We start from the raw sequence: 24,989 nt of genomic DNA, 5'->3' as shown, positions 1-24,989 counted from the left end.
GGGAGGGCTGATCCGCCCGCCGTCCCGGACACCGGATGGAGACCGTGCCCGTGCCCCAGGCCCCCAGAAAGAAGAACACCGCCCTCGTCCATGCCCTCGCCCTCATGTGCGGCGGCCTGGCCGGCCTGGCGACGACCGGCGTGCAGGCGCAGGAGAGCGTGCTGCATGGCCTCGGCTGGATCACCGAGCGCCCCGGCTCCACGCTGGAAGGCGGCAGCAGCGCCCGCAACACGGGCAACCGCGCCAGCGGCGAAGTGATGGCCGGCGGTGGCAAGGCCACGGCGGGCGCCGGCATCGCCGGCTCGGCCGAGCTCATTGCCACCTCGCAGGCCAACATGATCGGCCTGTCGGCGCTCGACACACGCAATACGCAGGTGTCGGTGCTGCAGAACCAGGTCAGCGGCTTTGTGCGTGCCATCGGCGGCGCGGCCTCGGCCAACAGCGTGCTGCTCTCGGGCGGCCAGGGTCGCCGACCGCTGGCCGACAGCCGCATCCAAATCCAGAACAACCAGGCGAGCCGCATCGAGGCCCACGGCGCCAAGGCGTCGGTGGCGCTCGGTGCGGGCTCGCTGCAATTGCCCGGGCGCGCCATCGCCAACGGCCTGCTGGCCGACGAAAGCGACCTGCGCCGCCTGCGCGCAGACATGACGGGCAACCGCGCCGAAGGCGTGGCCTCGCTCGGCGGCGCGGCCATTGCCAACGGCAGCACGCTGGCGCGCACGCACGTGGACGACCTGCAGATCACCCAGACGGACAACCGCGCCCGCGACGTGCGCGCCGGTGGCGGCAGCGCCAGCGTGGGCTGGGGCGCGATCGCCTCGGCGCAACTCAGCGGCGTGGCCGCGGCCAACGCGCTGACGGCCGCCAACAGCCGCCTCGAAGGCGCGCGCGTGCTGCAGCAAGGCAACCAGGCCGAATCGATCACGGCCACCGGCGGCAGCGCCCTGGCCAACAGCCTGAACCTGGCCGACTACCAGGGCGCCGCGCTGCGTCAGTACAGCGCGCAGATCGCCAACAACCGAGCGAGCCGCGTCGATGCCGACGGCGGCAGTGGCTCGGTGCTGGGCGGCGCGCTGGCCGATGTGCAGATGGCCGCGGTGGCGCTGGCCAACAGCATCTCGGTGCAGGGCGGCAGCGTCGAAGGCAGCACCCGGCACACGGTCAGCGGCAACGTGGCCGACGGCGTGCGCGCCAATGGCGGCGCGGCCGTGGCCAACAGCGTGTGGCTGGACAAGGCCACGACGCGCTCGACCAGCGTGGTCATCCAGGACAACAAGGCCGACAACGTCGCCACCACCGGCTTCCAGGGCAGCGCGGCCGGCGGCCTGATCGCCTCGGGCGAGCAGAACGCCATGGCGCTGGTCAACAGTCTGGGCGTGCTGGGCTCCGAAGTGGACGCGGGTCGCGTCGACATCCTGGGCAACCAGGCCTCGGGCCTCACGGCACGCGGCGGCAAGCTGGTGGCCAATGCCGTGAGCCTGGAAAGGGGCGAGGGCGGCGCATCGCGCCTGTCGGCCCGCACCACGGTGCAGGACAACAGTGCCCGCCAGATCGCCACCGGCGCCGCCTCGGGCGGCGTTGCGGGCGGGCTGGCCTCGACCGACCAGAACGCACGCGCGGCCGTCAACGCCGTGGTGCTGCACCAGAACGCGCGCGCCGACGGCGGCTCCACCCTGCAGGTGACGGGCAACCGCGCGTCCAACGTGAGGGCGTCGGGCGGCACGGCGCTGGTCAACGCCCTGGGCGTGTACCGGGACTCGCAGCTCTCGGGCAGCCCGGTGACGCTGGCCGACAACCAGGCCAGCGACGTGACGGCGGGCGGCGGCTCGGGCCAGGCCATGGGCGCCGGCTCGGCGAAGAACGGCATCCTGGTCGCCAACGGCCTGTACCTCGAAGGCGAGGGCGGCGCACGGCTGGCCTCGTCGCCGCTGACGGTGCGCGGCAACACGGCCCGCCAATTGCAGGCCGATGGCGGCCGGGTGAATGCCAACGCGCTGGCCGTCAACGGCCAGGGCGACGTGCAGGCCAGCCCGGTCACGCTGACCGGCAACCAGGCCAGCGACGTGCGCAGCAGCGGCGAGCAAGGCACGCTCTTCGGCAAGGCCGTCAGCGGCGGCGTGGGCCAGGCCTATGCCAACGCGGTACAGGTGCTGGGCCAGTTGCGCGGCAGCAGCCTGGCGTTGGCCGACAACCTGGCCGGCCAGGTGCGCGGCGACCAGGCCGTGGCGCTGGCCAACAGCGTGCTGCTGGACGGGAACTCGACACTGCAAGGCAGCAGCGTCAGCCTACGGGGCAACCAGGCGCAGGGCGTGCAGGCCAAGGATGGCCATGTGGCCGCCGCCAACAGCCTGGTCAACGAAGGCCGCATCAGCGGTGCGCAGATCGGCATCGACGGCAACCGCGCCACCGTGCAGGCCGATGGCGGGGACGCCATCGCCAACACGGTGCGCAACCGCGGCAGCATGGCCGGCAGCCGCGTGACGATCAGCGGCAACCAGGGCCAGGTGGCGCGCAAGGGCACGGCCAACAGCGTGGACAACAGCGGCACGCTGGCCGGCGGACAGATCACCATCCTGGGCAACCAGGGCAGCGCGCAGGACGGCGGCACCGTCAATTCCTTCGTCAACAGCGGCCGTGCGACGGGCAATGTGCACATCGCCGGCAACACGGGCAGCGCGCGCGGCAACGGCAGCCTGGCCAACAGCGTGCGCAACACCGGCAACTTGGCCGCCAACATCACCATCCTCGGCAACCAGGGCACGGCCAGTGGCGGCGGCGTGGTCAACAGCGTGGTCAACCGCGGCAACCTGAGCGGCGCGGTGGCCATCGTGGGCAACCGCGGCACGGCGTCCAACGGCGGCACGGTCAACTCGCTGGTCAACACGGGCACCATGTCCGGCAAGGTGACCATCGCGGGCAACCAGGGCTCGGCGGGCATGGGCGGCACGGCCAACTCGGTCATCAACCGCGGCAGCATCACCGGCAGCGTGACCATCGTGGGCAACAACGCCCGGGCCGGCATGGGCACCACCACCGCCAGCGTGCGCAACTACGGCGCGCTGGCGGGCGCGGCCGGCGTGACCGGCGGCGCCCCCTGGGCGGCCAGCGTCGGCAAGACGATCACCCTGCCCTCCACCGGCGTGGTCAACCGCAGCGTGACCGTCGGCCCCGCGGTGACGGTGCTCAACATGTGATTCAACCCACTCTGGAGACCTTCTTCATCATGCACGCACGCACACCACAGTGGCCCCTTGTCGCCGCCGCCACCGCCCTTCTGTTGGCCGGCGGGGCGCAGGCCCAGCTCGTCAACTACAGCGAGCAACTGGGCAACTACAGGGACAACAAGGACGCGGGCGTGAAGCTGATCGACGGCGTCACGCCCGGCGTCACGGCCCGCGCCCGGGTGGCCAGGGCGCTCGAGCAGAACAAGGTGGTGGACCAGCAGGCGCTGGTGCAGCCCGACGGCACGCTCAAGCTGCCGGCCAACCAGACCAACCTGGTGATCCGCACCGACTACAGCAACGTCCAGCAAGGGGCCGACGGCCAGCTGCGCATCGCGAGCCCGACGATCCAGGGCAACGTGAGCGGCAACGTGACGCTGTTCGTCGACGGCAAGGGGGTGGAGAACATCACCGTGCTCAACAACGGCCGCTGACGCAGCACCACCGCCCCGGCCCGCGCGGGCCGTACACCGCGTACCGATAACAACAACGCCTCTGCTCACATGACCTTCGCACTCGCCCGCGGCGCCCGGATCAGCGCCCGCCTAGCCACCCTCGCCGCCGCCGCTGCCCTGGTAGCCGGCTGCGCCACCACGGAGAACGCCCTCAAGGACGCCGACCAGCTGCTCGCCGAGCGCGAGGCCGCCAAGTCCCTGCCTACCGCCAACCTGAGCCAGTACGCCGCCGCGCTCACGCGCTTCGGCACCATGCTCGACGTCTACAAGGACGGCGACCCGGTCGTCTACATGCAGACGCGCAACATCCTCGATGCGACCAACCTCTCCAACCCGCTGGTGGGCTCGGAGATCCCGGGCGACATCACCGAGATGGTCCGCACCGCCGTCAACCGCATCGGCGCGCGCATCGTCTACGTGCCCTACCACCCCGACTACCTGATCTCGCAGGCCCAGCTGGGCGCGCGCTTCGGCGTGACCATGCCGGACTTCCTGATCACCGGCGCGTTGACCGAATTCGACCGCGCGCTCTCGGGCGCCGGCCGCTCCAACTCGGCCAGCGTGGACTTCGGCAAGGGCAAGGGCGAGACCAACATCGGCGCCGACTTCAAGCGCACCGCCATCCTCTCGGCCCTGGCGCTGGACCTGAACCTGGTGAGCTTCAGCACCCAGCAGATGGTGCCGCGCGTGCAGGCCTCGAACGTGATCAAGGTGCTGAACTTCAGCTCGGAGGACAACGCCAGCCTGGGCTTCTACGGCGATGCCTTCGGCTTCAAGCTCGAGGGCAAGTACCTGCAGGGTCGGCACTCGGCCATCCGCACGCTGGTGGACCTCAGCGTGCTGGAGCTGATGGGCAAGGCCACCAACACGCCCTACTGGCGCTGCATTCCCGGCGGCACGCCCGACCCGGTGGTGGTGGACAACATGCGCAAGTCCTTCGAGGCGCTCACGCCGCAAGTCAAGATCGGCCTGATCCAGGTGACGCTGCGCAAGTACGGCGAGAACGTGGCCATCAACCAGCAGCTGGACGCGCCCACGCAGGAGGCGCTGCGGCGCGTGTATTCGAGCCGCTATCCACAGCTGGGCGACACGGTGGACGTGCTGAGCTGGCAGGGCTTCGAGCCGCTGTTCTTCGGCGTGCCCATGCCGTGGGACGGCCAGCTGGCCGCGCCCGCCACGGCGGTGCCGGCCGCCGGCACGGTGCCGCCCGCGGCGGCCGCGCCAGCGAGGACGGGCGCATGAGGCTGCGCCGGGCTTCTTCTTGCGGCGTTGGCCGCGGTGCCACCCCGGCGCCGGCGCCATCTGCCAGGGCGAGTGCGCTGGCGGCCCCACTGCTGCTGGCGGCCATGGCCACGACGGCCGCGCTCGGCGCGCCTGCCGTGCGCGCGCAGACCGTGATCGGCAACCCGGGCGCCAACGTGAGCAATGGCGCAGCCGTGAGCAGCGGTGCCGCAGGCGCGGTCGTCAGCGGCTCGGCGGCGGCCACGCCAGTCACGCCCGCAGGCGCCAATACGACGCCCTCTGCCGCCGCCGAGGCAGGCGCGCGTTTCGTCGAATCGTGCCAGCAGGCCATCGAGCGCGGCATGGTCAACCCTGGCTGTCAGGGCCCGCTCTACGGCAGCGAGATCTCGCGCCTCAAGGAAGACGCGCTGCGCACCCAGAACCCTGCCCTGCTCACCCTGCTGGGCGATGCCTACCAGAGCAACCGCAGCGGCATCTCCGACATCGGCCAGGCCTACCGCTGGTACCTGCTGGGCGCGGTGCGCGGCGACCCGCGGGCCATGCAGCGACTGTCCGACCTCTACCGCAACGGCCAGGGCGTGCCCAAGGACAACATCAAGGCCCTGGGCTACGCCCGCCTGGCGCAACGCCTGGCGCTGCCCGGCAGCCAGAACGCCCAGGGCGCCGCCGAGACCATCAACAGCCTGGGCCAGGAGATGGCGGCGGAGGAGACGGCGCTGGCCGACCGCTTCGCCAGTGAACTGGAAGCACAGATGCGGCAGGCGCCTGGCGCGGCTGCATCCGGCGCGCCTGCCGTGCCGGGCATGGCAGCGCCGCCGACGGCGGCGGCCCTGGGGCCGGCGGGGCCCAAGCTCTCCGGCCCGCCCGGCCTGGGCGCCCTGCGGGCCGCCGAGGCCACCGCGCAGCCGCCGTCGCCCGCGCCAGCGCCCGCCCCTGCACGTTCGCCGCTCGGCGGCTTTCCTGGACAGGAGGCGCTGCAGGCGACGCCATCGCCATCGCCATCGCCATCGCCATCGCCATCGCCATCGCGCTGAGCGTCGGGCCCCGGCCGCCCCTCCGCATCCACCGTGACGAGACCTTCGCCATGACCCAGAGACCTTCCACCCCTCCCGCAGCGCCAGCCCGCAGCCCCTTGCGAGCGCCCCGTGTCGCGGCCGCGCTCGCCGCCGGCCTGGTGGCAGGCGCCGGCTGGGCCGCTGGCCTTTCTCCCGACCGAAGCACGACCACCATGATCGAACGTCCCGGCACCGGCACCAACCGCATCGAAGTCACTGGCAACAGCGCCAGCAACGTGCAGGTGCGCTGCGCCGACGGCACCGCCACCACGGCCGGCGCCAACGTCAACAGCGTCGACATCGACAGCCGCGCCCTGCAGGGCCGCACCGTCGTCGTCACCGGCCGCAACACGCGCGACGTGAAGGCTGGCGTCGACTGCGCCCAAGGGGGTGCCGGGGCCGCAGCCAACGTCAACAGCGTCAACATCCGATGAAGCCCACGCACGCCTTCCCAATCGCCACCCTCGCGCTGGCAGCGGGGCTGCTGGCCGCCTGCTCCGACCGCGACAGCACACCGGCGGCATCCACCCCCACGCCGGCACCGGCCGCGGCGCCGATGGCAAGCCCAGCGCCCGCAGTGGCACCGACGGCGGCGCCCGCCGAGGGCAGCGCTTCCGCGCCCGCTCCGGCGCCGACCGCCGCCACCCCCACCAGCGCACGCCAGTTGCCCCTGTCCGTGCAGGGCGTGGCCAGCGCCGGCCTCACCGTTCGCGTGAAGGGCGTGGAGCTGGGGCCCGATGCGACCGTGCTGGACGTCAGCGCCTCCTTCGCCAGCCCGCTCACCAACTGGACGCAGATGGCGTCCGGCGACACCTACCTGCAGGATGAGGCCGGCAACAAGCTCATGCTCAAGCGGCCCGAGGACAACCGCTACCTCAAGATCAAGACCGGCGACACCATGGAGGGCCGACTCGTCTTCCTGGGCGCCGTGCCGGCCGATGCGCGGCAGGTCAAGCTCGTCATCAACGAAGGCAGTCCGCCGGACGACACCAACAGCCCCGGCCTGGAGATGGTGCTGCCGCTCAAGGCCGGCGGATGAAGCGCGCGGCAGCCGTGGTCGGCGCGGCCGGGCTGCTCGTCGCCTGCGCCGCGATGGCACAAGCGACCCCGGCGTCGGCCGCAGGGGGTGGCGGCTATCAGGTGCGGCGCAGCGCCCAGTCGCTGGCCGGAGAGCCCACGCGCTGGCAGCCGGCGGTGGGCGCACCCGTCAGCGAATGGCGCCCGGCCGGCACCGGCAGCAGCTGGCAGCGCGCCGCGGCCGAATCCACCTTCGGCAAGGCCGCCGCGCCCGACACCACGCTGCGTCTGGCGGAGGTGCCGCCCGCACGCCTGGCCCGCACCCGCACCTTGCTGACCGAGCTGAACGCCCGGCCGACACCGCAAAAGGCCATCGTGGTCGACCTGCCGGCGGACGTGCTCTTCGACTTCGACAAGGCCGACTTGCGGCCGGATGCCGAGCCCGCGCTGGCCCGCGCGGCCGAGCTGCTGCAGGGCTATCCCGATGCACCCGTGCGCGTGCGCGGCCACACCGATGCGCGCGGCAGCGACGCCTACAACGACGCGCTGTCGCTGCGTCGCGCGCAGCGCGTGGCCGAGCGGCTGGCCGCCGCGACGGGCACGCGAAAGCTGGAGACCGAAGGCCTGGGCCGGCGCGAGCCCATCGCCGCCAACACCCGGCCCGATGGCCGGGACGACCCCGAAGGCCGCCAGAAGAACCGGCGTGTGGAGATCGTGATCGGCCCGCGCGCGTCGAGCGGATGGACGCAGAGCAAGGAGATGCCATGGCGCTGATCGACTGCCCCGACTGCGGACGCCGCGTGTCGCCACGCGCGCCGAGCTGCCCCAACTGCGGCGCGCCGATCACCGCCAAGGGTCGTCCGGCCGATCAGCGCCTGGTGACGCCCGGCCTGCTCGGCCGCCTGGCCGCGGTGCTGGGCGCCTGGCTGGTGTTTCCGTGGGTGGCGCGGCTGCTCGCCTTTCTGGCGGGCATCGCCCTGCTGATCGTGATGTTCACGACGGCGCGCTGAGCGCACCGCCGGTTCGATCAGGCAGCGAGCGGCTGCTGCGGCAACGGCTCGTCCGCGTTCGCGGCAGGGGCTTCCGTGACCAGCGGTGCGGTGCCCTCGACCGGGACGGGCGCCTGGTCCTGCTGCGACACGGCGGGCTCGGGCGACGGATCCTGGACCGGCACCGGATCGCCGGCCGGCGGCGGCTCCTGCACCGGCGCCGGTTCGCCACTCTCGGCGCGCACCGGCGCCGGCTGGCCGCGCTGCGCGGTCACCAGCTGATGGATGAACTGCAGCTTGCCCACCCCCGCATGCGGCAGCACGAAGGGATAGAAGTCCGGCTGGCCCATGCTGCGCGACAGCTCGTTGAGCACGTTCGTCAGCCGCACCCAGCCGTTGAGGAAGTCCAGGAAGCGGTCGGCGTCCTCGTGCTCGGGCTGCCAGAGGTCCTCGCGGGTGAAGAGGTCGCTGGTGAGTTCGACGTTCACGGCGTTGACGCCGAAGCTCAGGGCGGTGTCCACCGTGTCGGCCATGTGCAGGTAGTGCGCCCAGGTCTCGGCCCAGTCCTCCCAGGGATGGGTGCTGGCGTAGCTGGTGACGTAGCGCAGCGCCCAGTCGGCCGGTGGGCCGTTCTCGTAGTGGCGCTGCAGGGCCTGGCCGTAGTCTTGCGTCTCGTCGCCGAACAGCGCGCGGAAGCCGTCCAACCAGGGCGTGGGCGCGACCAGCACGTCCCAGTAGTAGTGGCCGATCTCGTGGCGGAAGTGGCCCACCAGCGTGCGGTAGGGCTCACGCATCTCGGCGCGCGTCTTCTCGCGCTGGGCGTCGTCGCCTTCCTCGATGTTGAGGGTGATCACGCCGTCCTGATGCCCGGTGAGCACGCGCGGTGCGCCCGGCAGGTTGGAGAGGAAGTCGAAGGCCAGGCCATGGGCCGGATCGGCCAGCCGGGTGCTGATCGGCAGGCCCAGCGCCAGCAGCTGCGACATCAGGCGTCGCTTGGCCGTCTCCATCTTCAGCCACAGCTCGGGGTTCTCCGGCACCGACAGGTCGGGGATGGTGCGCGTGGCGCTGCAGGCCAGGCACAGGCCCGGCGCGAGGCCGTGGGTGTGGGCCAGGCCATGGTCACTCTCGGGATCCTCCGGCACCAGCCAGTTGCAGGCAGCGGCGGTGCTGAAGTTGGCGCAGCGGCGGTAGCGGGGGCCGTCCGGTTCGCCGAAGACGGTGAACAGCTCCGGATCGTCGGTGGGCGCGAGCGGCAGCACGCCGACCCGCGAGGTCACGTAGCCCAGCGGCGTGCCGCAGGCCAGGCACTGGCTGTTGCGCAGATAGACCGGCCGGCCGCACTGGCAGACGTAGGCGCGGCTGACGGCCGGTGCGGCCAGTTCGTCGGCCAGCGCGCCGCCGCTGTGCACCTGGGCGGAAGAACTGTCGGATATGAGCATGGGCACTCCCCTGTTGTGCATCGATAACGGGACGCGGGGACGCACGGCTTTGGGCACGTGCGCCAACGATGCGCGTGTGCTCCGCTCCGCCCCCGGATCGCGGGATTGTTCAGACGCCCCCTGGCCCCGCTCGGCGGGCGAAGCCCCGTATGCTTGTAGGACCGGACGGCCCACCCGATCCGGCGGGGGCGCCGCTCCCGACGGCCCCTGCTCCATGACCGCCCCCACGCCCTCTCCCGCCTCCGCCCCGCCCGCCCATTCGCCGCTGCGCCAGCGCTACGGGCCGCGCTACCGCTGGCTGCTGCTGCTGTCGGTGATGGTGGGGACGATGGCATCGATCATGTCCTCCACCGTGGTCAACGTGGCCATCCCGGACCTGAGCCGGCACTTCGGCCTGGGGCAGGAGCGGGCGCAATGGGTCAGCTCCGGCTTCATGGTGGCGATGACCGCCTCCATGCTGACCACGCCGTGGCTGCTGGCGCGCTTCGGCTACCGGCGCACCTATGTCGGCACCATGGTGCTGCTGCTGGCCGGCGGGCTGCTGGGCGGGCTGGCGGACCTGTTCCCGCTGGTGCTGGCCGCGCGCGTCATGGAAGGCCTGGCGGCCGGCGTGGTGCAGCCCATCCCGGCCATCATCATCCTGCGCGCCTTCGAGCCGCACGAGCAGGGCCGCGCCAGCGGCTTCTTCGGCATGGGCGTGGTGCTGGCGCCGGCCGTGGGCCCCAGCATCGGTGGTGTGCTGGTGGATCTGGCGGGCTGGCGCTCGATCTTCTTCATGGTGGTGCCCTTCTGCCTGGCGGCCTTCTGGCTGGCCTGGAAGTTCGTGCCGCCCACCGCGCCCGGCGGCGCCCAGGCCGGCCGCAGCCATGCGCTGGACTGGCGCGGCCTGCTGATCGGCACCGCGGGCACGCTGTGCCTGCTCAACGGCCTGGTCGAACTGCGCGGCGATGCGCCCGGCCAGGCCGCGCTGCTGCTGGCGCTGGCCGCCGCCGCCCTGGCCACCTTCGTGTGGTGGGAGCGGCGCCTGGCCGCGCGCGGCGACGAGCCGCTGATGGACATGCGCCTCTTCACCCACCGCCAGTTCGCCATGGGCACGGTGGTCGCCTTCATCTACGGCACGGCGCTGTTCGGCTCGACCTACCTGCTGCCGGTGTTCATGCAGGTGGCGCTGCACCTGTCGGCCTCGCACGTGGGCACCATCATGCTGCCGGCCGGCATCGTGCTGGCCTTCACCATCGCCGGCGTGGGCCGGCTGGCCGATCGGCACCCCACCTGGCTGCTGGTGAGCACCGGCCTCTTGCTGCTGACCGTCAGCTTCGCGCTGATGCCCACGCTGTCGCTGGCCGGGCCGCTGTGGCTGCTGACGCTGTATGCCGTGATCGGGCGCATCGGGCTGGGCTTCATCCTGCCCTCGCTCAACATCGGCTCGATGCGGCCGCTGCCCAAGGCCATGATCCCGCAGGGTGCGAGTGCCATCAGCTTCCTGCGGCAGCTGGGCGGCTCGGCGGGCGTGAGCCTGTGCGCCGTGGTGCTCGAATGGCGGCTGGCGGTGCATGGCGATTCGCTGGCGCAGTTGCAGAGCAGCCCGGCGCGGCTGGCGGCCTTCGACGAGGTGTTCCTCATCCTGGCCGGGCTGTGCGGCCTGGCGCTGCTGGCGGCGCTGCAGCTGCGGGAGCGGCACCACCGCGGCTCGCTCTGACCGCAGTGTGCGCGACAGCCGCGACGCGACGGCTCGGGTCTAATCGGGGCCGCTTTTTTCAACCCGGGCCCCAGCCGCCCGACAACAACGAAGGAGATCCCGCAGATGCTCAACCATGTGATGGTCGGTAGCCAGGACATCGAACGCGCCAAGCGCTTCTACGACGCCGTGCTCGGCGTGCTGGGCGCGCCCGAAGGCATGCGCAACACCGGCCCGGGCGGCCACCAGCGCGTGTTCTGGCGCCACGACGGCAACACCTTCGGCATCACCGAGCCGATCAACGGCGAGGCACCCACCGTCTCCAACGGCGCGACCATCGGCTTCAAGTGCACGTCGCCCGAGCAGTTGCAGCAGTTCCACGACGTGGCCGTGGCGCATGGCGGCACCGCCATCGAGGACGCCCCGGGCCCCCGCGGCGACGGCACCATGCACCTCGCCTATGTGCGCGACCCGGACGGCCACAAGCTCTGCGGGCTGTACCGCGCCAGCCGCAAGGCCTGAATCTCCCTTTGCAACGACCGCCCCGCCGCCGCCATGTGCCAGCTCCTCGGAATGAACTGCAACGTGCCCACCGACGTGCAGTTCAGCTTCACCGGCTTCGCCCAGCGCGGCGGCCGCACCGACCACCATGCGGACGGCTGGGGCATCGCCTTCTTCGAGGACCGCGGGCTGCGCCACTTCGTGGACCACCTGCCGGCCTGCGACTCGCCGGTGGCGGAGCTGATCCGCCGCTACCCCATCAAGAGCCGCAACGTCATCGCGCACATCCGCAAGGCGACGCAGGGCGCGGTCAACCTGCAGAACTGCCATCCCTTCGTGCGCGAGCTGTGGGGCCGCTACTGGGTGTTCGCCCACAACGGCGACCTGAAGGACTTCCGCCCGCGGCTGCACGGCAACTTCCATCCCGTGGGCGGCACCGACAGCGAGCATGCCTTCTGCTGGCTGATGCAGGAGCTGGCCAAGTCGCATGCAGACGTACCGAGCGTGGACGAGCTGACGCTCACGCTGCGCGAACTGGCGCCGCGCATCGCGAAGCACGGCACCTTCAACTTCCTGCTCTCCAACGGGCAGGCGCTGTGGGCACATGCGTCCACCAATCTCTGGTCCATCGAGCGGCAGCATCCCTTCACCCTCGCGCAGCTGGCCGACGAGGACTTGTCGATGGACTTCGCCCAGCACACCACGCCGGACGACCGCGTGGCCGTGGTGGTGACGGCGCCGCTGACGACCAACGAAGCCTGGATCCCGTTCGCCCCCGGGGAGCTGCGCGTTTTCGAGAACGGCAGACGCAGGGGCTGACACCCCCGAGCCCCTTCGCGGCTCCCCCGGAGAGATGGCCACGCTGCAACGGCGGGCTTGCGCCCGCACCGCCTTGCGTTGACGATGCGTTAACTAATAATAACAATTCGCATTCTCTCAAGACCCATCTCCATGACCCGACTCTTCACGCCGGGGCCGTTGGCCCTGGCCGCCGGCCTGACCCTGCAGGCGCTGGCCGCCTCGGCCCAGACCGCGCCCGCCGCGACGACCGCACCGACCACAGCCGGCACGCTGTCCACCGTCACCGTCGAGGCCAGCGCCGACGCCTCGGCCGAAGGATTGACCAAGCCCTATGCCGGCGGCCAGGTCGCCCGCGGCGGACGCGTGGGCCTGCTCGGCAACGTCGACCTGATGGCCACGCCTTTCGCCACCACCGCCTACACGCAGGAACTGATCCAGAACCAGCAGGCCCGCAGCGTGGCGGACGTGCTGCAGAACGACCCCTCGGTGCGGGTGGCGCGCGGCTTCGGCAACTTCCAGGAGTCGTACTTCATGCGCGGCTTCATCGTGAACTCGGACGACATCGCCTACAACGGCCTGTACGGCCTGCTGCCGCGGCAGTACATCGCCTCGGAGCTGTTCGAGCGCGTGGAGGTGCTGCGCGGCGCCAGCGCCTTCCTCAACGGCGCCACGCCCTCGGGCGGCGGCATCGGCGGCAACATCAACCTGCTGCCCAAGCGCGCCGGCAACGAGCCGCTGACGCAGCTGACCGTGGGCGGCGCCAGCGGCTCGCAGGGCTATGCCGCGGCCGACATCGCGCGGCGCTTCGGGCCGGACCAGAGCCTGGGCGTGCGCGTGAACGCCGCCCACCGCGACGGCGGCACCGGCGTCGACGGCGAGTCGGTCAAGCTGAGTGCACTGTCGGTGGGCCTGGACTGGCGCGGCCGCGATGCCCGCGTGTCGGCCGACATCGGCCACCAGGAGCACCGGCTCGACGCGGCCCGGCCCAACGTGACGCTGGGCAGCGCGGTCACCGTGGTGCCGCGCGCCCCCGACGGCCGCAGCAACTACGCGCAGCCCTGGACCTATTCGATGGAGCGCGACACCTTCGGCTCCCTGCGCGGCGAGTACGACATCACGCCCGACATCACCGCCTGGGCCGCCGCCGGCGCCCGCCGCAGCGCCGAAAGCAACGCGCTGGCCAATCCGACGGTCAACAACGCCTTCACCGGCGCCAGCACGGCCACGCGCTTCGACAACACCCGCGAGGACGACGTGAAGACCGCCGAGCTGGGCCTGCGCGGCAAGCTGCGCACGGGCAGCGTGGGCCATGAATGGGTGCTGGGCTACTCCTGGTACGACCTGCAGAAGAAGAACGCCTATGCCATGGGCCTGGCGGCGGGCTCCTCGGTCGCCAGCAGCATCTACACGCCGGTCGCCCGCTTTGCGCCGGGCCTGAGCTACCTGGGCAACGACCTCACCAGCCCCGCGCTCAACGGCACCACCACGCTCAGGAGCTGGGCGCTGGGCGACACGCTGTCCTTCCTGGACGACCGCCTGCGCGTGACGCTGGGCGCGCGCTACCAGACCCTCGAATCGACCAGCATCCCTTACGTGGTCGCCAATGCCGGCCGCTTCGTGGCGGGCAGCACCAGCATCAGCAGCTACGACCAGAGCCGCACCAGCCCGGTGGCGGGCGTCGTCTTCCGGCTGCAGGACAACCTGTCGATCTACGCCAACTACATCGAAGGCCTGGCGCAGGGCGACACGGCGCCGACCGCCACCAACGGCGTGCTGGTGGTCAACGGCGGCCAGGCGCTGGCCCCGTATGTCTCCAAGCAGAAGGAAGTGGGCCTCAAGTACGACGGTGGCCGCATCGGCGCCACCGTGGCCGTCTTCAGCACCGAGAAGCCGCGCGCCTACCTGGACACGGCGACCGGCATCTTCTCGGCCCGCGGCGAGGACCGCCACCAGGGCGTGGAGCTCAACACCTTCGGCGAGATCACCCGCGGCCTGCGCGTGCTGGGCGGCGTGACCTGGCTGGACGCCGAGCAGAAGAACACCGGCAGCGCCGCCACCGACGGCAAGCGCGTGATCGGCGTGGCGCGCGCCCAGGGCAGCCTCGGCCTGGAATGGGACGTGCCCGGCGTGCCGGGCCTGGCCCTCACCGGCCGCGTCGTGCGCAACGGCAGCAGCTATGCCGACGCCGCCAACACCCTGCGCGTACCCGGCTGGACGCGCCTGGACGTCGGCGCACGCTACCTCACCGAAGTGGCGGGCAAGCCCGTCACCTTCCGCGCCCGCATCGACAACGCCACGGACCGCAACTACTGGGCCTCAGTGGGCGGCTATCCAGGCTACGGCTACCTGGTGCAGGGCGCACCGCGCACCTTCAACGTGAGCGCCACGGTGGACTTCTGAGCAGCGCGCGGGTTCAGGGCCCGATCCAAGTCGCTGGCCAGGCTGAAGAGCGCGCCATGTCCCGCAGCACGTCCACCACCAGCGCATCGACCGCGGCGCAGGCCACGGTCTGCGGGCGCGCCGTGCCCAGGACGCGCACCACGCGGCGGCGCATGGTGGGGCTGTCGATGGCGATGGTGCGCAGGCGGCCCGCCGCCACCTCTTCGGCCACGGCGCCGGCCGCCAGGATGGTGCTGCCGATGCCCTCCTCCACCGCGCGCTTGACGCTGCCCAGCGACTCGATCTCGGCCACCACGTCCAGCTGCACGCCTGCGGGCGCGCAGGCCTCGTCGATCAGCCGGCGCAGGCCATGCTCGCGGCCCGGCAGCACCAGCGGCCAGCGCGCCAAAGAGGCCAGGCCGATGCGCCGGGGCACCCGGCCCTGCACGGCACTGGTCACCAGCACCAGGCGGTCGTCCAGCAGGGGCTGCTTGGCCAGGCCGGGCTCCGGGGCATCGCCGTAGAGCAGCGCCAGGTCCAGCCGGCCCGACAGCAGCCATTCGCGCACGAAGCCGCTGTAGCCCTCCACCAGCTTGAGCCGCACCTGCGGCAGGCGCTCGCGGCAGGCGCGCAGGAGGGGCAGCGTGGCCACCAGCGCGACGGTGGTGGGCAGCCCGATGGCCACCTCGCCCTGCGGCGCGTCCAGCGCCTCGCGCACCGCCAGGCGCGCCCGCTCGGCATCGGCCAGCACCACCTTGGCGTGTTCGAGGAACACGCTGCCCGCGGGCGTGAGCGCCATGCCGCGGCTGGAGCGCACGAAGAGCGGCGCCGCCAGCTCGGCCTCCAGGGCCGCAATCTGCTGGCCCAGCGCAGGCTGCGCCAGATGCACCTGGGCCGAGGCCTTGAGCAGGCTGCCTGCCTCGCTCACGGCAACGAACAGGCGCAGTTGGCGAAGCTCCATGTGGGGAAGTCCTGGGGTTCAGGGAGGAAGAGGCCGGCCTGCATGGCCACTGCCGGCACGATGGGAAGGCCCTGGGGGCCTGCATGGGCAGATGCTCCGCACGGCACAGCCTATCGCTAGCCGGATGGCATCTAGCCGATAGCCGGAATCAGTATTTCACAGCTAGCCCGCGGCTGACCAGAATCTGGCGTTTCGCCAGCGCCTCGACGCCGGCCCCACGGAGACACCGGCATGCCCCAGCCCCTCGACATCGACCACCTGCGCCAATGGATCGGCCGCACCGAGCAGCTGCACGACCAGGTCACGGCCGCGCCGCTGCGCGCGCTCACCGCCACGCTGGACCGCGACGACGCGCCCCAGGCGCCCGGCGCGCCGATACCGCCGCTGTGGCACTGGCTGTACTTCCTGCCCGCGGCGCCGCAGTCCGAGCTGGGCCCCGACGGCCATCCGCAGCGGGGGGGCTTCCTGCCGCCGGTACCGCTGCCGCGGCGCATGTGGGCGGGCAGCCAGCTCAGCTTCCACCGGCCGCTGCGCGTGGGGCAGGCCCTCATGCGCAGCTCGCGCATCGCCGACGTGCGCCTGAAGGAGGGCCGCACCGGACCGCTGGTGTTCGTCAACGTCGACCACCGCGTCGAGGTCGATGGCGAACTTGCCATCGAGGAGCGCCACGACATCGTCTACCGCGACATGCCGGCACCGGGCGAAGTCCCGCCGCCTCCCGTGGCGGCCACGGCCGAGGCCGCCTGGGTGCGCCGCATCGCGCCGGACGACGTGCTGCTGTTCCGCTACTCGGCCCTGACCTTCAACGGCCACCGCATCCACTACGACCGGCGCTACGTCACCGAGGTGGAGGGCTATCCCGGCCTGGTGGTACATGGCCCGTTGATCGCCACGCTGCTGCTGGACCTGCTGCGCCGCCACCGGCCCGAGGCCACGGTGCGGCAGTTCAGCTTCCGTGCGATGAAGCCCACCTTCGACATCGCCAGCTTCGAGGTCTGCGGTGCGCCGCAGGCGGACGGCACGGTGCACCTGTGGGCGCGCGACGCCGAGGGCCACCTGACGATGGACGCCCACGCCACCCTGGGCTGACGCGAGGCGCGGGCGATCGCGCCCGCGCCGCGGGCCGGCGCCTAGCGCCCCCGACAGGCGCAAGCCAGGCTCAGCCCAGCAGCCAGCCCACGCGCGGCTGCTGTTCGATGCCCCACAGGCGCTCGACCGCCGCGGCCGCCGCATCCGCCGGCAGGGCCGGGCTGCCATAGGCGGCCAGGCGCAGGGCCTTGGCCGTGATCTCCGAGCGCGACAGGGTGTTGCCCGGATCGCCCTTGGGCTCGTCCACGCGGCCCTGCAGCACGCGGCCGTCGGTGGTGTGCAGCGTCACCTTGCCGATCCAGCGGCGCGGGTAGGCGGCGTCCACCTCCGCGTCCAGCACCATCGTCACGCGCTCGCGCAGGGCCACCGTCGCGGGGGCCAGGAACTCAGCGTCGAACTCGCCCAGGCCCGCATGGCCGAAGCGCGCCACCAGGGCCAGCACGGTGCCCATGGAGAACTTGCTCTGGTGCACCGTGACGGGCGACACCACCGGCCCCAGTACGTCCAGCGCGCCCTGGTGCACATGGCAGGTCACCTCAGCGATGTCCTGCGCCTGCAGGTTGTGCGCCTGCATCAGCTGCAGCAGCGCATCGGCGGCGGGATGCGTGTGGCGGCAGGAGGCATGCCACTTGAACGAGGTCTCGGCCGTGGCCCAGCGCGTGCTCAGGCCATCGACCAGCCGCGCCGGATCGGCGTCGGTGGACATGCCGGCCGCCAGGCCGCGCGCGCCGGTGAAGATGTCCGCGGCACCGGTGAAGCCGTCCTGCGCCAGGCAGGCCGCCATCAACCCCGCCGCGGCGGCATGGGCCGTGTGCAACTGCTTGCTGTCGGCGCCCGTGGCCAGGAACTCCCAGAGCCCCGCCGACTGCGTGCCGGCCGAGCCGAAGGCATGCTGCATCTGCAGCGGCGTGAGCCGCAGCAGCCGCCCCAATGCCGCGGCGGCGGCCAGCGTGCCGGCCGTGGCCGTGGTGTGGAACACGCGGTAGTGGCTGCGGCCCAGGAACTCGCCCACGCGGATGCCCACCTCGTAGCCGGCCACGCAGGCGGCCAGGAAATCGCTGCCGCTCGCGCCGCGCTGCTGCGCCACGGCCAGTGCGGGCGCGAAGACCACCGCCGCCGGATGGAACACGGAGCCGTTGTGCACATCGTCCTGCTCGGCCACATGCGAGGCCGCCGCGTTGGCCATCGCGGCGGCCATGGGTGCGCTGCCGCGGCCGTGGCCCAGCACCTCGCAGGGGCCGGCTTCCGGCCCCTGCGCCAGTGCGAAGCCGGCGATGCTGCGCACCGGCCGCGCCCCCTGGCCGGCCAGCACCGAGCCGAACCAGTCCACCAGCAGATCCTCGGTGCGGCGGCGCACCGGCACGGGCACGTCCTGCCAGTCGAGCGTGGCGGCGAAGACGGCCAGCGGGTGGGCGGCGGCGGGGGTTTCGTTCTTCATGGCGGGGGGTGGTCTCAAAACGACCGAGGCAGGCCGAGCACATGCTCGGCCACATACGAATAGATCAGGTTGGTGGAAATGGGTGCCACTTGGTAGAGCCGCGTCTCGCGGAACTTGCGCTCCACGTCGTATTCGCAGGCGAAGCCGAAGCCGCCGTGGAACTGCAGGCAGGCATTGGCGGCCTCCCAGCTGGCCTTGGCCGCCAGGTACTTGGCCATGTTGGCCTGCGCGCCCATGGGCTGATGCGCGTCGAACAGCTCGCAGGCCTTCCAGCGCATCAGGTTGGCGGCCTCGACCTCGATGAAGGCATCGGCGATGGGGAACTGCACGCCCTGGTTCTGGCCGATGGGCCGGCCGAAGACCTGCCGCTCGCGCACGTAGTGCGTCACGCGGTCGATGAACCAGTAGCCGTCGCCGATGCATTCGGCGGCGATCAGCGTGCGTTCGGCGTTCAGCCCGTCGAGGATGTACTTGAAGCCCAGGCCTTCCTGGCCGATGAGGTTCTCCTCGGGGATCTCCAGGTTCTCGAAGAACAGCTCGTTGGTCTCGTGGTTGACCATGTTGGCGATGGGCCGCACGGTCAGGCCGCGCTGCTGCGCCTCCTTCAGGTCGACCATGAAGATCGACATGCCCTCGGACTTCTTCGTCACCTCGGCCAGCGGCGTGGTGCGCGCGAGCAGGATCATCCAGTCGGAATGCTGGACGCGGCTGATCCACACCTTCTGGCCGTTGACCACGTAGCGGCCGTCCTTCTTGACGGCGGTGGTCTTGATCTTCGTGGTGTCGGTGCCGGTGGTGGGCTCGGTCACGCCCATCGACTGCAAGCGCCATTCGCCGCTGGCGATGCGCGGCAGGAAGCGCTGCTTCTGGGCCTCGGAGCCGTGGCGCAGCAGCGTGCCCATGTTGTACATCTGGCCGTGGCAGGCGCCGGCGTTGCCGCCGCAGCGGTTGATCTCCTCCATCACCACGCTGGCCTCGGTGAGGCCGAGGCCCGAGCCACCGTATTCCTGCGGGATCAGCGCCGCCAGCCAGCCGGCGCGGGTGAGCGCATCGACGAAGGCCTCGGGGTAGGCGCGCTGCGCGTCCACCTCGCGGAAGTAGGCGTCGGGGAATCCGGCGCACAGCGCGCGCACGGCATCGCGGATGTCGTGGTGGTTGTCGGACAGCGTCTTGTCGATCATGGCGTGGCGGCGGCCGGGGCCGCGAAGAGGCTCTTCTTCATGGCCGCGATGGTCGGCGGGCACAGCCACCGCGGCAAGCCGGCTTTGTGGAAGCGGGGCTTTCGCATCGATGAAGACGCCCCTTCCACGCACACGAAGGCGTGCCCTTCCATGCAGCCGAAGCCCGGCCTTCGCAATGGCGAATGGTGCGGCGCCCCCGATGCGGCGAAGCTCCTGCCATCAGAACCGACAAGGACGAGACATGGCCGGACAGAAGATGGTGCAGGACAAGGTGGTGGTGGTCACGGGCGCAGGCGGCGGCATCGGCCGCGACATGGCCCTGGCGCTGGCGGCCGAGGGGGCGCGCGTGGTGGTCAACGACATCGGCACCTCCACCACCGGCGAAGGCACCGACGCCGGCCCGGCCCAGCGCGTGGTGGACGAGATCCGCGCCGCCGGCGGCCAGGCCGCGGCCAGCACCGACAGCGTGTCGGAGGCGGCCAGTGCGGGCCGCATCGTGCAGTGCGCGCTGGACCACTTCGGGCGCATCGACGGCGTGGTCAACAACGCGGGCATCCTGCGCGACCGCTTCTTCCACAAGATGAGCGTGGACGAATGGGACGCGGTGATCCGCGTGCACCTGTACGGCAGCTTCCACATGAGCCGCGCCGCGGCCAACCACTTCAAGGAGCAGGAGAGCGGCGCCTTCGTGCACATGACCTCCACCTCCGGCCTCATCGGCAACTTCGGCCAGGCCAACTACAGCGCGGCCAAGCTGGGGCTGGTGGCGCTGTCGAAGAGCATTGCGCTGGACATGCAGAAGTTCAACGTGCGCTCCAACTGCATCTCGCCCTTCGCCTGGAGCCGCATGATCGGCTCCATTCCCACCGACACGCCGGAGCAGCAGGCCCGCGTCGAGAAGCTGCGCCAGATGACGCCCGGCAAGATCGCGCCGCTGGCCGTCTACCTGCTGTCGGATGCGGCCGCCGGGGTCAATGCGCAGGTCTTCGCGGTGCGCAACAACGAGATCTTCGTCATGAGCCAGCCGCGGCCGCTGCGCTCGGTGCACCGCAGCGAGGGCTGGTCGCCGCAGTTCATCGCCGAGCACGCCATGCCCGCGCTCAAGGCCGCCTTCGTGCCGATGGACCGCTCGGCCGACGTGTTCAGCTGGGACCCGGTCTGACGCACCCGCCATGTCCGACGACAGCCCCATCCTCGCCGACGTGCAGGACGGCGTGGGCACCCTCACGCTCAACCGTCCCGAGACGCGCAACGCCCTGAGCCAGGCCATGCGCCCGGCGCTGGCCGCGGCCATCGCCCGCATGCGCGACGACGCGCAGGTGCACACCGTGATCCTGCAGGGCGCTGGCGGCGCCTTCTGCTCCGGTGGCGACATCGGCCAGATGCTGGACCCGGCCCAGGCCGGCCTGCCCTGGCGCGAGCGCATGCGCCAGCTGCACCAGTGGTTCCCGGCGCTGGAGAACCTGGAGAAGCCGGTCATCGCCGCGGTGGACGGCCCCGCCTTCGGTGCCGGCCTGAGCCTGGCGCTGGCGGCCGACTTCGTGCTGGCCACGCGCCGCGCCAGCTTCTGCGCCGTGTTCGGCCGCATCGGCCTGGTGCCCGACCTGGGCGCCATGCACCTGCTGCCGCGCATCGTGGGCCGGCAGAAGGCCAAGGAGCTGGTCTTCACCGCCCGCAGCTTCGGTGCCGAGGAGGCGCAGTCGCTGGGCATCGTCTACCAGGTGGTCGAGGACGCCGAGGCGCTGCAGGCCGCGGCCCTGGGCCTGGCCCGGCGCTTCGGCCAGGCCTCCACCGCCGCCATCGGCATGGCCAAGACCATCATGAACCGCGCCTTCGAGCAGGACGCCGCCGCCCTGGCCGAGATGGAGGCCTATGCACAGACGATGTGTCGCGGCTCGGCCTACCACCAGGACGCGGTGCAGCGCTTCCGCGACAAGCAGCCGCTGCGCTTCGACTGGAACCGCGACGCATGACGACGACGGCAGCGCTCGCGCAGCGGTTGCAGTCGCTGGTGCGCCCCGGCGACACGCTCTGGTGGGGCCAGGCCACCGCCGAGCCGCTGACGCTGACCCGCGCGCTGGTGACCCATCGCCGTGCGCTGGCGGCCGGCGGGCGGCTGCGGGTGTTCGTGGGCATCGCCGCGTCGGACACGCTGCAGCCTGCGCAGGCCGACGTGCTGGACTTCTTCGGCTATGCGGCCGGCGGCGCCCACCGCACCCTGGCCCAGGCCGGCGTGCTGGACATCCTGCCCTGCCATTACTCGCAGCTGCCGGCGCTGCTCGCGGACGGCCGGCTGGCCGCGGACGTGGTGCTGCTGCAGCTGCCGCCGCCCGACGCCCAGGGCCGCTTCAGCCTGGGCCTGGCCTGCGAATACCTGCCCGCCGCCATCGCCCGCGCGCGCGTGCTGATCGGCGAGGTCAACCCCGACGTGCCCTGGACGGCCGGCGGCCCGCTGCTGCAGCGGGCGGACTTCGACCTGCTCGTGGAGGCCACCGAGCCGCCGCCCGACCTGCAGCGCAGCGCGCCCAGCCCGGCCGAGCAGGCCATCGCCACGCACATCGCCGGCCTGGTGGAGGACGGTGCCACGCTGCAGCTGGGCGTGGGCAACCTGCCCGAGGCGGTACTGGCCGCGCTGCACGGCCACCGCGACCTGGGCCTGCACAGCGGCGTGGCCGGCGACGGCGTGGCCGCGCTGGCCGAGGCCGGCGTGCTCACGCATGCCCGCAAGACACGCGATGCCGGCACGGGCATCGCCGGCGTCCTCATGGGCACGGCCGCGCTGCGGCGCTGGGCCCATCGCAACCCGGCCCTGCAGTTGCGCGACACCGGCTACACGCACGATGCGCAGGTGCTGGCGGACAGCCATCGCCTGGCCGCCATCAACAGCGCCATCGAGGTCGACCTCACCGGCCAGGTCAATGCCGAGGTCGCCGGCGGCGTGTACGTGGGCGCGGTGGGCGGCGCGGCCGACTTCCTGCGCGGCGCCGCACGCAGCCGCGGCGGGCTGCCCATCGTGGCGCTGCCTGCCACGCACCAGGGCCGCAGCCGCATCGTGGCCCGCCTGTCCGGACCCGTGAGCACGGCCCGCAGCGATGCCGGCCTCATCGTCACCGAGCACGGCGTGGCCGACCTGCGCGGCCAGCCGCTGTCGCGCCGCGTGCAGCGCCTGATCGACATCGCCGCGCCCGCGCATCGCGACGCCCTGGCCGACGAGGCGCATGCGCTGCTGCGCCAGTGCGGCGCGGCCTTCCATTGACCGTCTTTCCCTTCATCGCCCCAGGAGTCCCCATGCGCCGAGCCGCCATCGTCACCCCCCTGCGTACGCCCGTCGGCGCCTTCGGCGGCAGCCTGCGGCCCGTGCCCGTCGAGGAACTCGCCGCCACCGTGGTGCGTGCCGTCGTCGACCGCAGCGGCGTCGACCCGGCCCGCATCGACGACGTGGTGTTCGCCCAGTCCTATGCCAACAGCGAGGTGCCCTGCGTGGGCCGCTGGGCCGCGCTGCAGGCCGGCCTGCCGGTGGAGGTGCCCGGCATGCAGCTGGACCGGCGCTGCGGCGGCGGCCTGCAGGCCGTGGTGACGGCCGCCATGATGGTGCAGAGCGGCGCGGCCGACGTGGTGCTGGCGGGTGGCGTGGAGAGCATGAGCAACATCGAGTACTACAGCACCGACATGCGCTGGGGTGCGCGCGCGGGCAACGTGCGCTTCTACGACCGGCTGGAACGCGGGCGCGAGCGCTCGCAGCCGGTCGAGCGCTTCGGCCGCATCTCCGGAATGATCGAGACGGCCGAGAACCTGGCGCGCGACTACGGCATCGCCCGCGAAGCCGCCGATGCCTTCGCCGCGCGCAGCCATGCCCGCGCCGCCTCCGCATGGGAAGCCGGCCGCTTCGACGCCGAGGTGGTGCCGGTGACGGTGCCGCAGCGCAAGGGCGAGGCCCTGCGCTTCGCGCGCGACGAAGGCATCCGCCCCGACACCACCGCCCAGAGCCTCGCGCGGCTGCGGCCGCTGATGGCCGAGGGCAGCGTCACCGCCGGCAACGCCAGCCAGCAGAACGATGCCGCCGCGGCCTGCCTGGTGGTGGCCGAGGACAAGCTGGCCGCGCTGGGCCTCACGCCCATGGGCACGCTCGTGGGCTGGGCCGCGGCCGGCTGCGAGCCCTCGCACATGGGCATCGGCCCGGTGCCCGCCACCAAGAAGCTGCTCCAGCGCCTGGGCCTCACGCTGGACCAGATGGACCTGGTCGAACTCAACGAGGCCTTCGCCTGCCAGGTGCTGGCCGTGCTGCAGGGCTGGGACTGGCAGGACCGGGACGCCATCGACCACAAGCTCAACGTCAACGGCTCGGGCATCTCGCTGGGCCATCCCATCGGCGCGACGGGCGTGCGCATCCTGGCCACGCTGATGCACGAGCTGCAGCGCCGCCAGGGCCGCTATGCGCTGGAGACGATGTGCATCGGCGGCGGCCAGGGCATCGCGGCCGTGTTCGAGCGCGCCTGAGCACCGGCCTGCCGCCGGCCACCCGTTCATTCGACAACAAGGAGACAACCCCATGGCCCGCCCCCGCCCCCCTCTTGCCCGGCGCCCGCTGCTGCAGGCCGCTCTGGCCCTTGCGGCCGCCCTCGCGCTGCCGCCTGCCCTGGCGCAGGACAACCAGACGGTGCGCCTCGTCGTCGGCTACGCGGCCGGCGGCCCGGTGGACCAGGGCGCGCGCCTGGTGGCCGTCGCGCTCTCGCGCGAGCTGGGCGCGCCGGTGGTGGTGGAGAACAAGCCCGGCGCCAATGCCACCCTGGCCGGCGGCGAGGTGGTGCGTGCCAAGCCCGACGGCCTGACGCTCTTCTTCGCGGCCAGCCCCACCATCACCATCAGCCCCAACGTGATGGCGCGCATGCCCTTCGATCCGGCCCGCGACCTGACGCCGGTGGCGCCGGTGCTGAGCTACTACAACGTGCTGGTGGCCAACAACGACGAGCCCTTCAGGGCCACGCGCGACCTGGTGACCCATGCCAAGGCGCACCCGGGCAAGCTGAGCTACGGATCGGCCGGCGTGGGCGGCTCCAACCACCTGGGCGTGCTGCTGTTCGCCAGGCGCAGCGGCATCGCGCTCAATCACATTCCCTACAAGGGCAATGCGCCGGCCATGACCGACCTGATCGGCGGCCAGATCGACATGATGATGGACATCATCAGCACCGCCGGCACCTACATCGCGGCGGGCAAGGTGCGGCCCATCGCCGTGACCTCGCCGCAGCGCAATGCCACGCTGCCGGACGTGCCCACGCTGGCCGAGTCGGGCATCGCCGGGCTGGAGGGCTTCGACGTGGGCGGCTGGTACGGCATCTACGGCCCGAAGGACCTGCCCGCGGCCAAGGTGGACAGCCTCAACCGCGCCATCACCGCCACGCTGGCGCAGCCGGCCCTGGCCCGGCGCCTGAAGGAGCTGGGCTACGACGAATGGACCGGCTCGCCGCAGAAGCTGGCCGAACGCGCCGCGCAGGAGCGGGCGATGTGGTCCACCGTGACCCAGGGCATCGTGGTGGATTGAC

General features: G+C 72.0%; 22 protein-coding genes. 18 read left to right on the top strand and 4 right to left on the bottom strand.

Features of this window, described 5'->3' with window-relative positions; translation table 11 throughout:
* The first annotated feature begins 35 nt into the window (after nucleotides 1–35).
* From KBC94_RS26865 to KBC94_RS26830, 8 genes are all read left to right on the top strand, one after another.
* Nucleotides 36–3,194, top strand: a complete 3,159-nt coding sequence (locus tag KBC94_RS26865; RefSeq protein ID WP_294377919.1) for a hypothetical protein — start codon at nucleotides 36–38, stop codon at nucleotides 3,192–3,194.
* Nucleotides 3,191–3,655 (top strand): hypothetical protein, encoded by a 465-nt coding sequence (locus KBC94_RS26860; protein ID WP_294377915.1) that lies wholly within the window; start codon nucleotides 3,191–3,193, stop codon nucleotides 3,653–3,655. The genes KBC94_RS26865 and KBC94_RS26860 overlap by 4 nt, the downstream gene beginning before the upstream one ends.
* Before the next feature lie 69 nt (nucleotides 3,656–3,724).
* The gene (locus KBC94_RS26855) at nucleotides 3,725–4,918 is read left to right on the top strand and encodes a hypothetical protein (RefSeq protein ID WP_294377912.1); all 1,194 of its coding nucleotides are present in this window, start codon (nucleotides 3,725–3,727) and stop codon (nucleotides 4,916–4,918) included.
* Between the two features lie 104 nt (nucleotides 4,919–5,022).
* On the top strand, nucleotides 5,023–5,952 hold the full coding sequence (locus KBC94_RS26850; RefSeq protein ID WP_294377910.1) for a sel1 repeat family protein: 930 nt from the start codon (nucleotides 5,023–5,025) through the stop codon (nucleotides 5,950–5,952).
* Nucleotides 5,953–6,146: 194 nt separating this feature from the next.
* A complete protein-coding gene (locus KBC94_RS26845) occupies nucleotides 6,147–6,407 on the top strand; it encodes a hypothetical protein (protein WP_294377907.1) in 261 nt (86 codons plus the stop codon).
* A complete protein-coding gene (locus tag KBC94_RS26840) occupies nucleotides 6,404–7,012 on the top strand; it encodes a hypothetical protein (RefSeq protein WP_294377905.1) in 609 nt (202 codons plus the stop codon). Before KBC94_RS26845 ends, KBC94_RS26840 begins: the two co-directional genes overlap by 4 nt.
* A complete protein-coding gene (locus KBC94_RS26835; RefSeq protein ID WP_294377903.1) occupies nucleotides 7,009–7,764 on the top strand; it encodes an OmpA family protein in 756 nt (251 codons plus the stop codon). The genes KBC94_RS26840 and KBC94_RS26835 overlap by 4 nt, the downstream gene beginning before the upstream one ends.
* The gene (locus KBC94_RS26830) at nucleotides 7,755–8,000 is read left to right on the top strand and encodes a zinc-ribbon domain-containing protein (protein ID WP_294377900.1); all 246 of its coding nucleotides are present in this window, start codon (nucleotides 7,755–7,757) and stop codon (nucleotides 7,998–8,000) included. Before KBC94_RS26835 ends, KBC94_RS26830 begins: the two co-directional genes overlap by 10 nt.
* Before the next feature lie 17 nt (nucleotides 8,001–8,017).
* On the opposite strand, the gene KBC94_RS26825 is transcribed toward KBC94_RS26830, so the two are convergent.
* A complete protein-coding gene (locus KBC94_RS26825) occupies nucleotides 8,018–9,418 on the bottom strand; it encodes a putative zinc-binding metallopeptidase (protein WP_294377898.1) in 1,401 nt (466 codons plus the stop codon).
* A gap of 214 nt (nucleotides 9,419–9,632) precedes the next feature.
* Here KBC94_RS26825 and KBC94_RS26820 point away from each other — a divergent pair, with 214 nt between their 5' ends.
* From KBC94_RS26820 to KBC94_RS26805, 4 genes are all read left to right on the top strand, one after another.
* Complete coding sequence (locus tag KBC94_RS26820) at nucleotides 9,633–11,117, top strand: DHA2 family efflux MFS transporter permease subunit (RefSeq protein WP_294377896.1); 1,485 nt, start codon at nucleotides 9,633–9,635, stop codon at nucleotides 11,115–11,117.
* Nucleotides 11,118–11,222: 105 nt separating this feature from the next.
* The gene (locus tag KBC94_RS26815; protein WP_294377894.1) at nucleotides 11,223–11,618 is read left to right on the top strand and encodes a VOC family protein; all 396 of its coding nucleotides are present in this window, start codon (nucleotides 11,223–11,225) and stop codon (nucleotides 11,616–11,618) included.
* A 33-nt stretch (nucleotides 11,619–11,651) separates the two neighbouring features.
* Nucleotides 11,652–12,416 carry a class II glutamine amidotransferase gene (locus KBC94_RS26810; RefSeq protein ID WP_294377890.1) on the top strand — a complete coding sequence of 255 codons (765 nt, stop codon included), beginning with the start codon at nucleotides 11,652–11,654 and terminating at the stop codon, nucleotides 12,414–12,416.
* Nucleotides 12,417–12,548: 132 nt separating this feature from the next.
* Nucleotides 12,549–14,798, top strand: a complete 2,250-nt coding sequence (locus tag KBC94_RS26805; RefSeq protein ID WP_294377889.1) for a TonB-dependent receptor — start codon at nucleotides 12,549–12,551, stop codon at nucleotides 14,796–14,798.
* 13 nt (nucleotides 14,799–14,811) lie between these two features.
* Here KBC94_RS26805 and KBC94_RS26800 read toward each other — a convergent pair whose 3' ends face one another.
* The gene (locus KBC94_RS26800) at nucleotides 14,812–15,738 is read right to left on the bottom strand and encodes a LysR substrate-binding domain-containing protein (RefSeq protein WP_294377886.1); all 927 of its coding nucleotides are present in this window, start codon (nucleotides 15,736–15,738) and stop codon (nucleotides 14,812–14,814) included.
* Nucleotides 15,739–15,969: 231 nt separating this feature from the next.
* Here KBC94_RS26800 and KBC94_RS26795 point away from each other — a divergent pair, with 231 nt between their 5' ends.
* Entirely contained in the window at nucleotides 15,970–16,827 is an 858-nt protein-coding gene (locus tag KBC94_RS26795) for a MaoC family dehydratase N-terminal domain-containing protein (protein WP_294377883.1), read from the top strand.
* Nucleotides 16,828–16,897: 70 nt separating this feature from the next.
* On the opposite strand, the gene KBC94_RS26790 is transcribed toward KBC94_RS26795, so the two are convergent.
* Both KBC94_RS26790 and KBC94_RS26785 read right to left on the bottom strand, forming a co-directional pair.
* Nucleotides 16,898–18,265, bottom strand: coding sequence for an MmgE/PrpD family protein (locus KBC94_RS26790; protein WP_294377881.1), 1,368 nt, complete (start codon nucleotides 18,263–18,265; stop codon nucleotides 16,898–16,900).
* 14 nt (nucleotides 18,266–18,279) lie between these two features.
* Nucleotides 18,280–19,446 carry an acyl-CoA dehydrogenase family protein gene (locus tag KBC94_RS26785; RefSeq protein WP_294377876.1) on the bottom strand — a complete coding sequence of 389 codons (1,167 nt, stop codon included), beginning with the start codon at nucleotides 19,444–19,446 and terminating at the stop codon, nucleotides 18,280–18,282.
* Between the two features lie 256 nt (nucleotides 19,447–19,702).
* Here KBC94_RS26785 and KBC94_RS26780 point away from each other — a divergent pair, with 256 nt between their 5' ends.
* The 5 genes from KBC94_RS26780 to KBC94_RS26760 are packed head-to-tail and all read left to right on the top strand — an operon-like array spanning nucleotide 19,703 to nucleotide 24,988.
* Complete coding sequence (locus KBC94_RS26780; protein ID WP_294378000.1) at nucleotides 19,703–20,608, top strand: SDR family NAD(P)-dependent oxidoreductase; 906 nt, start codon at nucleotides 19,703–19,705, stop codon at nucleotides 20,606–20,608.
* A 10-nt stretch (nucleotides 20,609–20,618) separates the two neighbouring features.
* Complete coding sequence (locus tag KBC94_RS26775) at nucleotides 20,619–21,419, top strand: enoyl-CoA hydratase/isomerase family protein (RefSeq protein WP_294377873.1); 801 nt, start codon at nucleotides 20,619–20,621, stop codon at nucleotides 21,417–21,419.
* Complete coding sequence (locus KBC94_RS26770; protein WP_294377870.1) at nucleotides 21,416–22,702, top strand: acetyl-CoA hydrolase/transferase C-terminal domain-containing protein; 1,287 nt, start codon at nucleotides 21,416–21,418, stop codon at nucleotides 22,700–22,702. Before KBC94_RS26775 ends, KBC94_RS26770 begins: the two co-directional genes overlap by 4 nt.
* A 32-nt stretch (nucleotides 22,703–22,734) precedes the next feature.
* Complete coding sequence (locus tag KBC94_RS26765) at nucleotides 22,735–23,943, top strand: acetyl-CoA C-acetyltransferase (protein ID WP_294377867.1); 1,209 nt, start codon at nucleotides 22,735–22,737, stop codon at nucleotides 23,941–23,943.
* 52 nt (nucleotides 23,944–23,995) lie between these two features.
* Nucleotides 23,996–24,988, top strand: coding sequence for a tripartite tricarboxylate transporter substrate binding protein (locus tag KBC94_RS26760; protein ID WP_294377864.1), 993 nt, complete (start codon nucleotides 23,996–23,998; stop codon nucleotides 24,986–24,988).
* Nucleotide 24,989: the final 1 nt, after the last annotated feature.

The organism is Pseudacidovorax sp. (assembly GCF_017991995.1).
Classification (GTDB): Bacteria; Pseudomonadota; Gammaproteobacteria; order Burkholderiales; family Burkholderiaceae_C; genus Xenophilus.
This window is presented reverse-complemented; position numbering and strand designations above follow the sequence as displayed.

Bases quoted from the DNA above. Each gene is read 5' to 3' on its own strand.
- KBC94_RS26805 (WP_294377889.1), top strand. From the start codon at position 12,549: ATGACCCGACTCTTCACGCCGGGGCCGTTGGCCCTGGCCGCCGGCCTG.
- KBC94_RS26780 (WP_294378000.1), top strand. From the start codon at position 19,703: ATGGTGCAGGACAAGGTGGTGGTGGTCACGGGCGCAGGCGGCGGCATC.
- KBC94_RS26820 (WP_294377896.1), top strand. From the start codon at position 9,633: ATGACCGCCCCCACGCCCTCTCCCGCCTCCGCCCCGCCCGCCCATTCG.
- KBC94_RS26830 (WP_294377900.1), top strand. From the start codon at position 7,755: ATGGCGCTGATCGACTGCCCCGACTGCGGACGCCGCGTGTCGCCACGC.
- KBC94_RS26840 (WP_294377905.1), top strand. From the start codon at position 6,404: ATGAAGCCCACGCACGCCTTCCCAATCGCCACCCTCGCGCTGGCAGCG.
- KBC94_RS26790 (WP_294377881.1), bottom strand. From the start codon at position 18,265: ATGAAGAACGAAACCCCCGCCGCCGCCCACCCGCTGGCCGTCTTCGCC.
- KBC94_RS26845 (WP_294377907.1), top strand. From the start codon at position 6,147: ATGATCGAACGTCCCGGCACCGGCACCAACCGCATCGAAGTCACTGGC.
- KBC94_RS26775 (WP_294377873.1), top strand. From the start codon at position 20,619: ATGTCCGACGACAGCCCCATCCTCGCCGACGTGCAGGACGGCGTGGGC.
- KBC94_RS26785 (WP_294377876.1), bottom strand. From the start codon at position 19,446: ATGATCGACAAGACGCTGTCCGACAACCACCACGACATCCGCGATGCC.
- KBC94_RS26800 (WP_294377886.1), bottom strand. From the start codon at position 15,738: ATGGAGCTTCGCCAACTGCGCCTGTTCGTTGCCGTGAGCGAGGCAGGC.
- KBC94_RS26770 (WP_294377870.1), top strand. From the start codon at position 21,416: ATGACGACGACGGCAGCGCTCGCGCAGCGGTTGCAGTCGCTGGTGCGC.
- KBC94_RS26765 (WP_294377867.1), top strand. From the start codon at position 22,735: ATGCGCCGAGCCGCCATCGTCACCCCCCTGCGTACGCCCGTCGGCGCC.
- KBC94_RS26855 (WP_294377912.1), top strand. From the start codon at position 3,725: ATGACCTTCGCACTCGCCCGCGGCGCCCGGATCAGCGCCCGCCTAGCC.
- KBC94_RS26850 (WP_294377910.1), top strand. From the start codon at position 5,023: ATGGCCACGACGGCCGCGCTCGGCGCGCCTGCCGTGCGCGCGCAGACC.
- KBC94_RS26795 (WP_294377883.1), top strand. From the start codon at position 15,970: ATGCCCCAGCCCCTCGACATCGACCACCTGCGCCAATGGATCGGCCGC.
- KBC94_RS26760 (WP_294377864.1), top strand. From the start codon at position 23,996: ATGGCCCGCCCCCGCCCCCCTCTTGCCCGGCGCCCGCTGCTGCAGGCC.
- KBC94_RS26865 (WP_294377919.1), top strand. From the start codon at position 36: ATGGAGACCGTGCCCGTGCCCCAGGCCCCCAGAAAGAAGAACACCGCC.
- KBC94_RS26815 (WP_294377894.1), top strand. From the start codon at position 11,223: ATGCTCAACCATGTGATGGTCGGTAGCCAGGACATCGAACGCGCCAAG.
- KBC94_RS26810 (WP_294377890.1), top strand. From the start codon at position 11,652: ATGTGCCAGCTCCTCGGAATGAACTGCAACGTGCCCACCGACGTGCAG.
- KBC94_RS26825 (WP_294377898.1), bottom strand. From the start codon at position 9,418: ATGCTCATATCCGACAGTTCTTCCGCCCAGGTGCACAGCGGCGGCGCG.
- KBC94_RS26835 (WP_294377903.1), top strand. From the start codon at position 7,009: ATGAAGCGCGCGGCAGCCGTGGTCGGCGCGGCCGGGCTGCTCGTCGCC.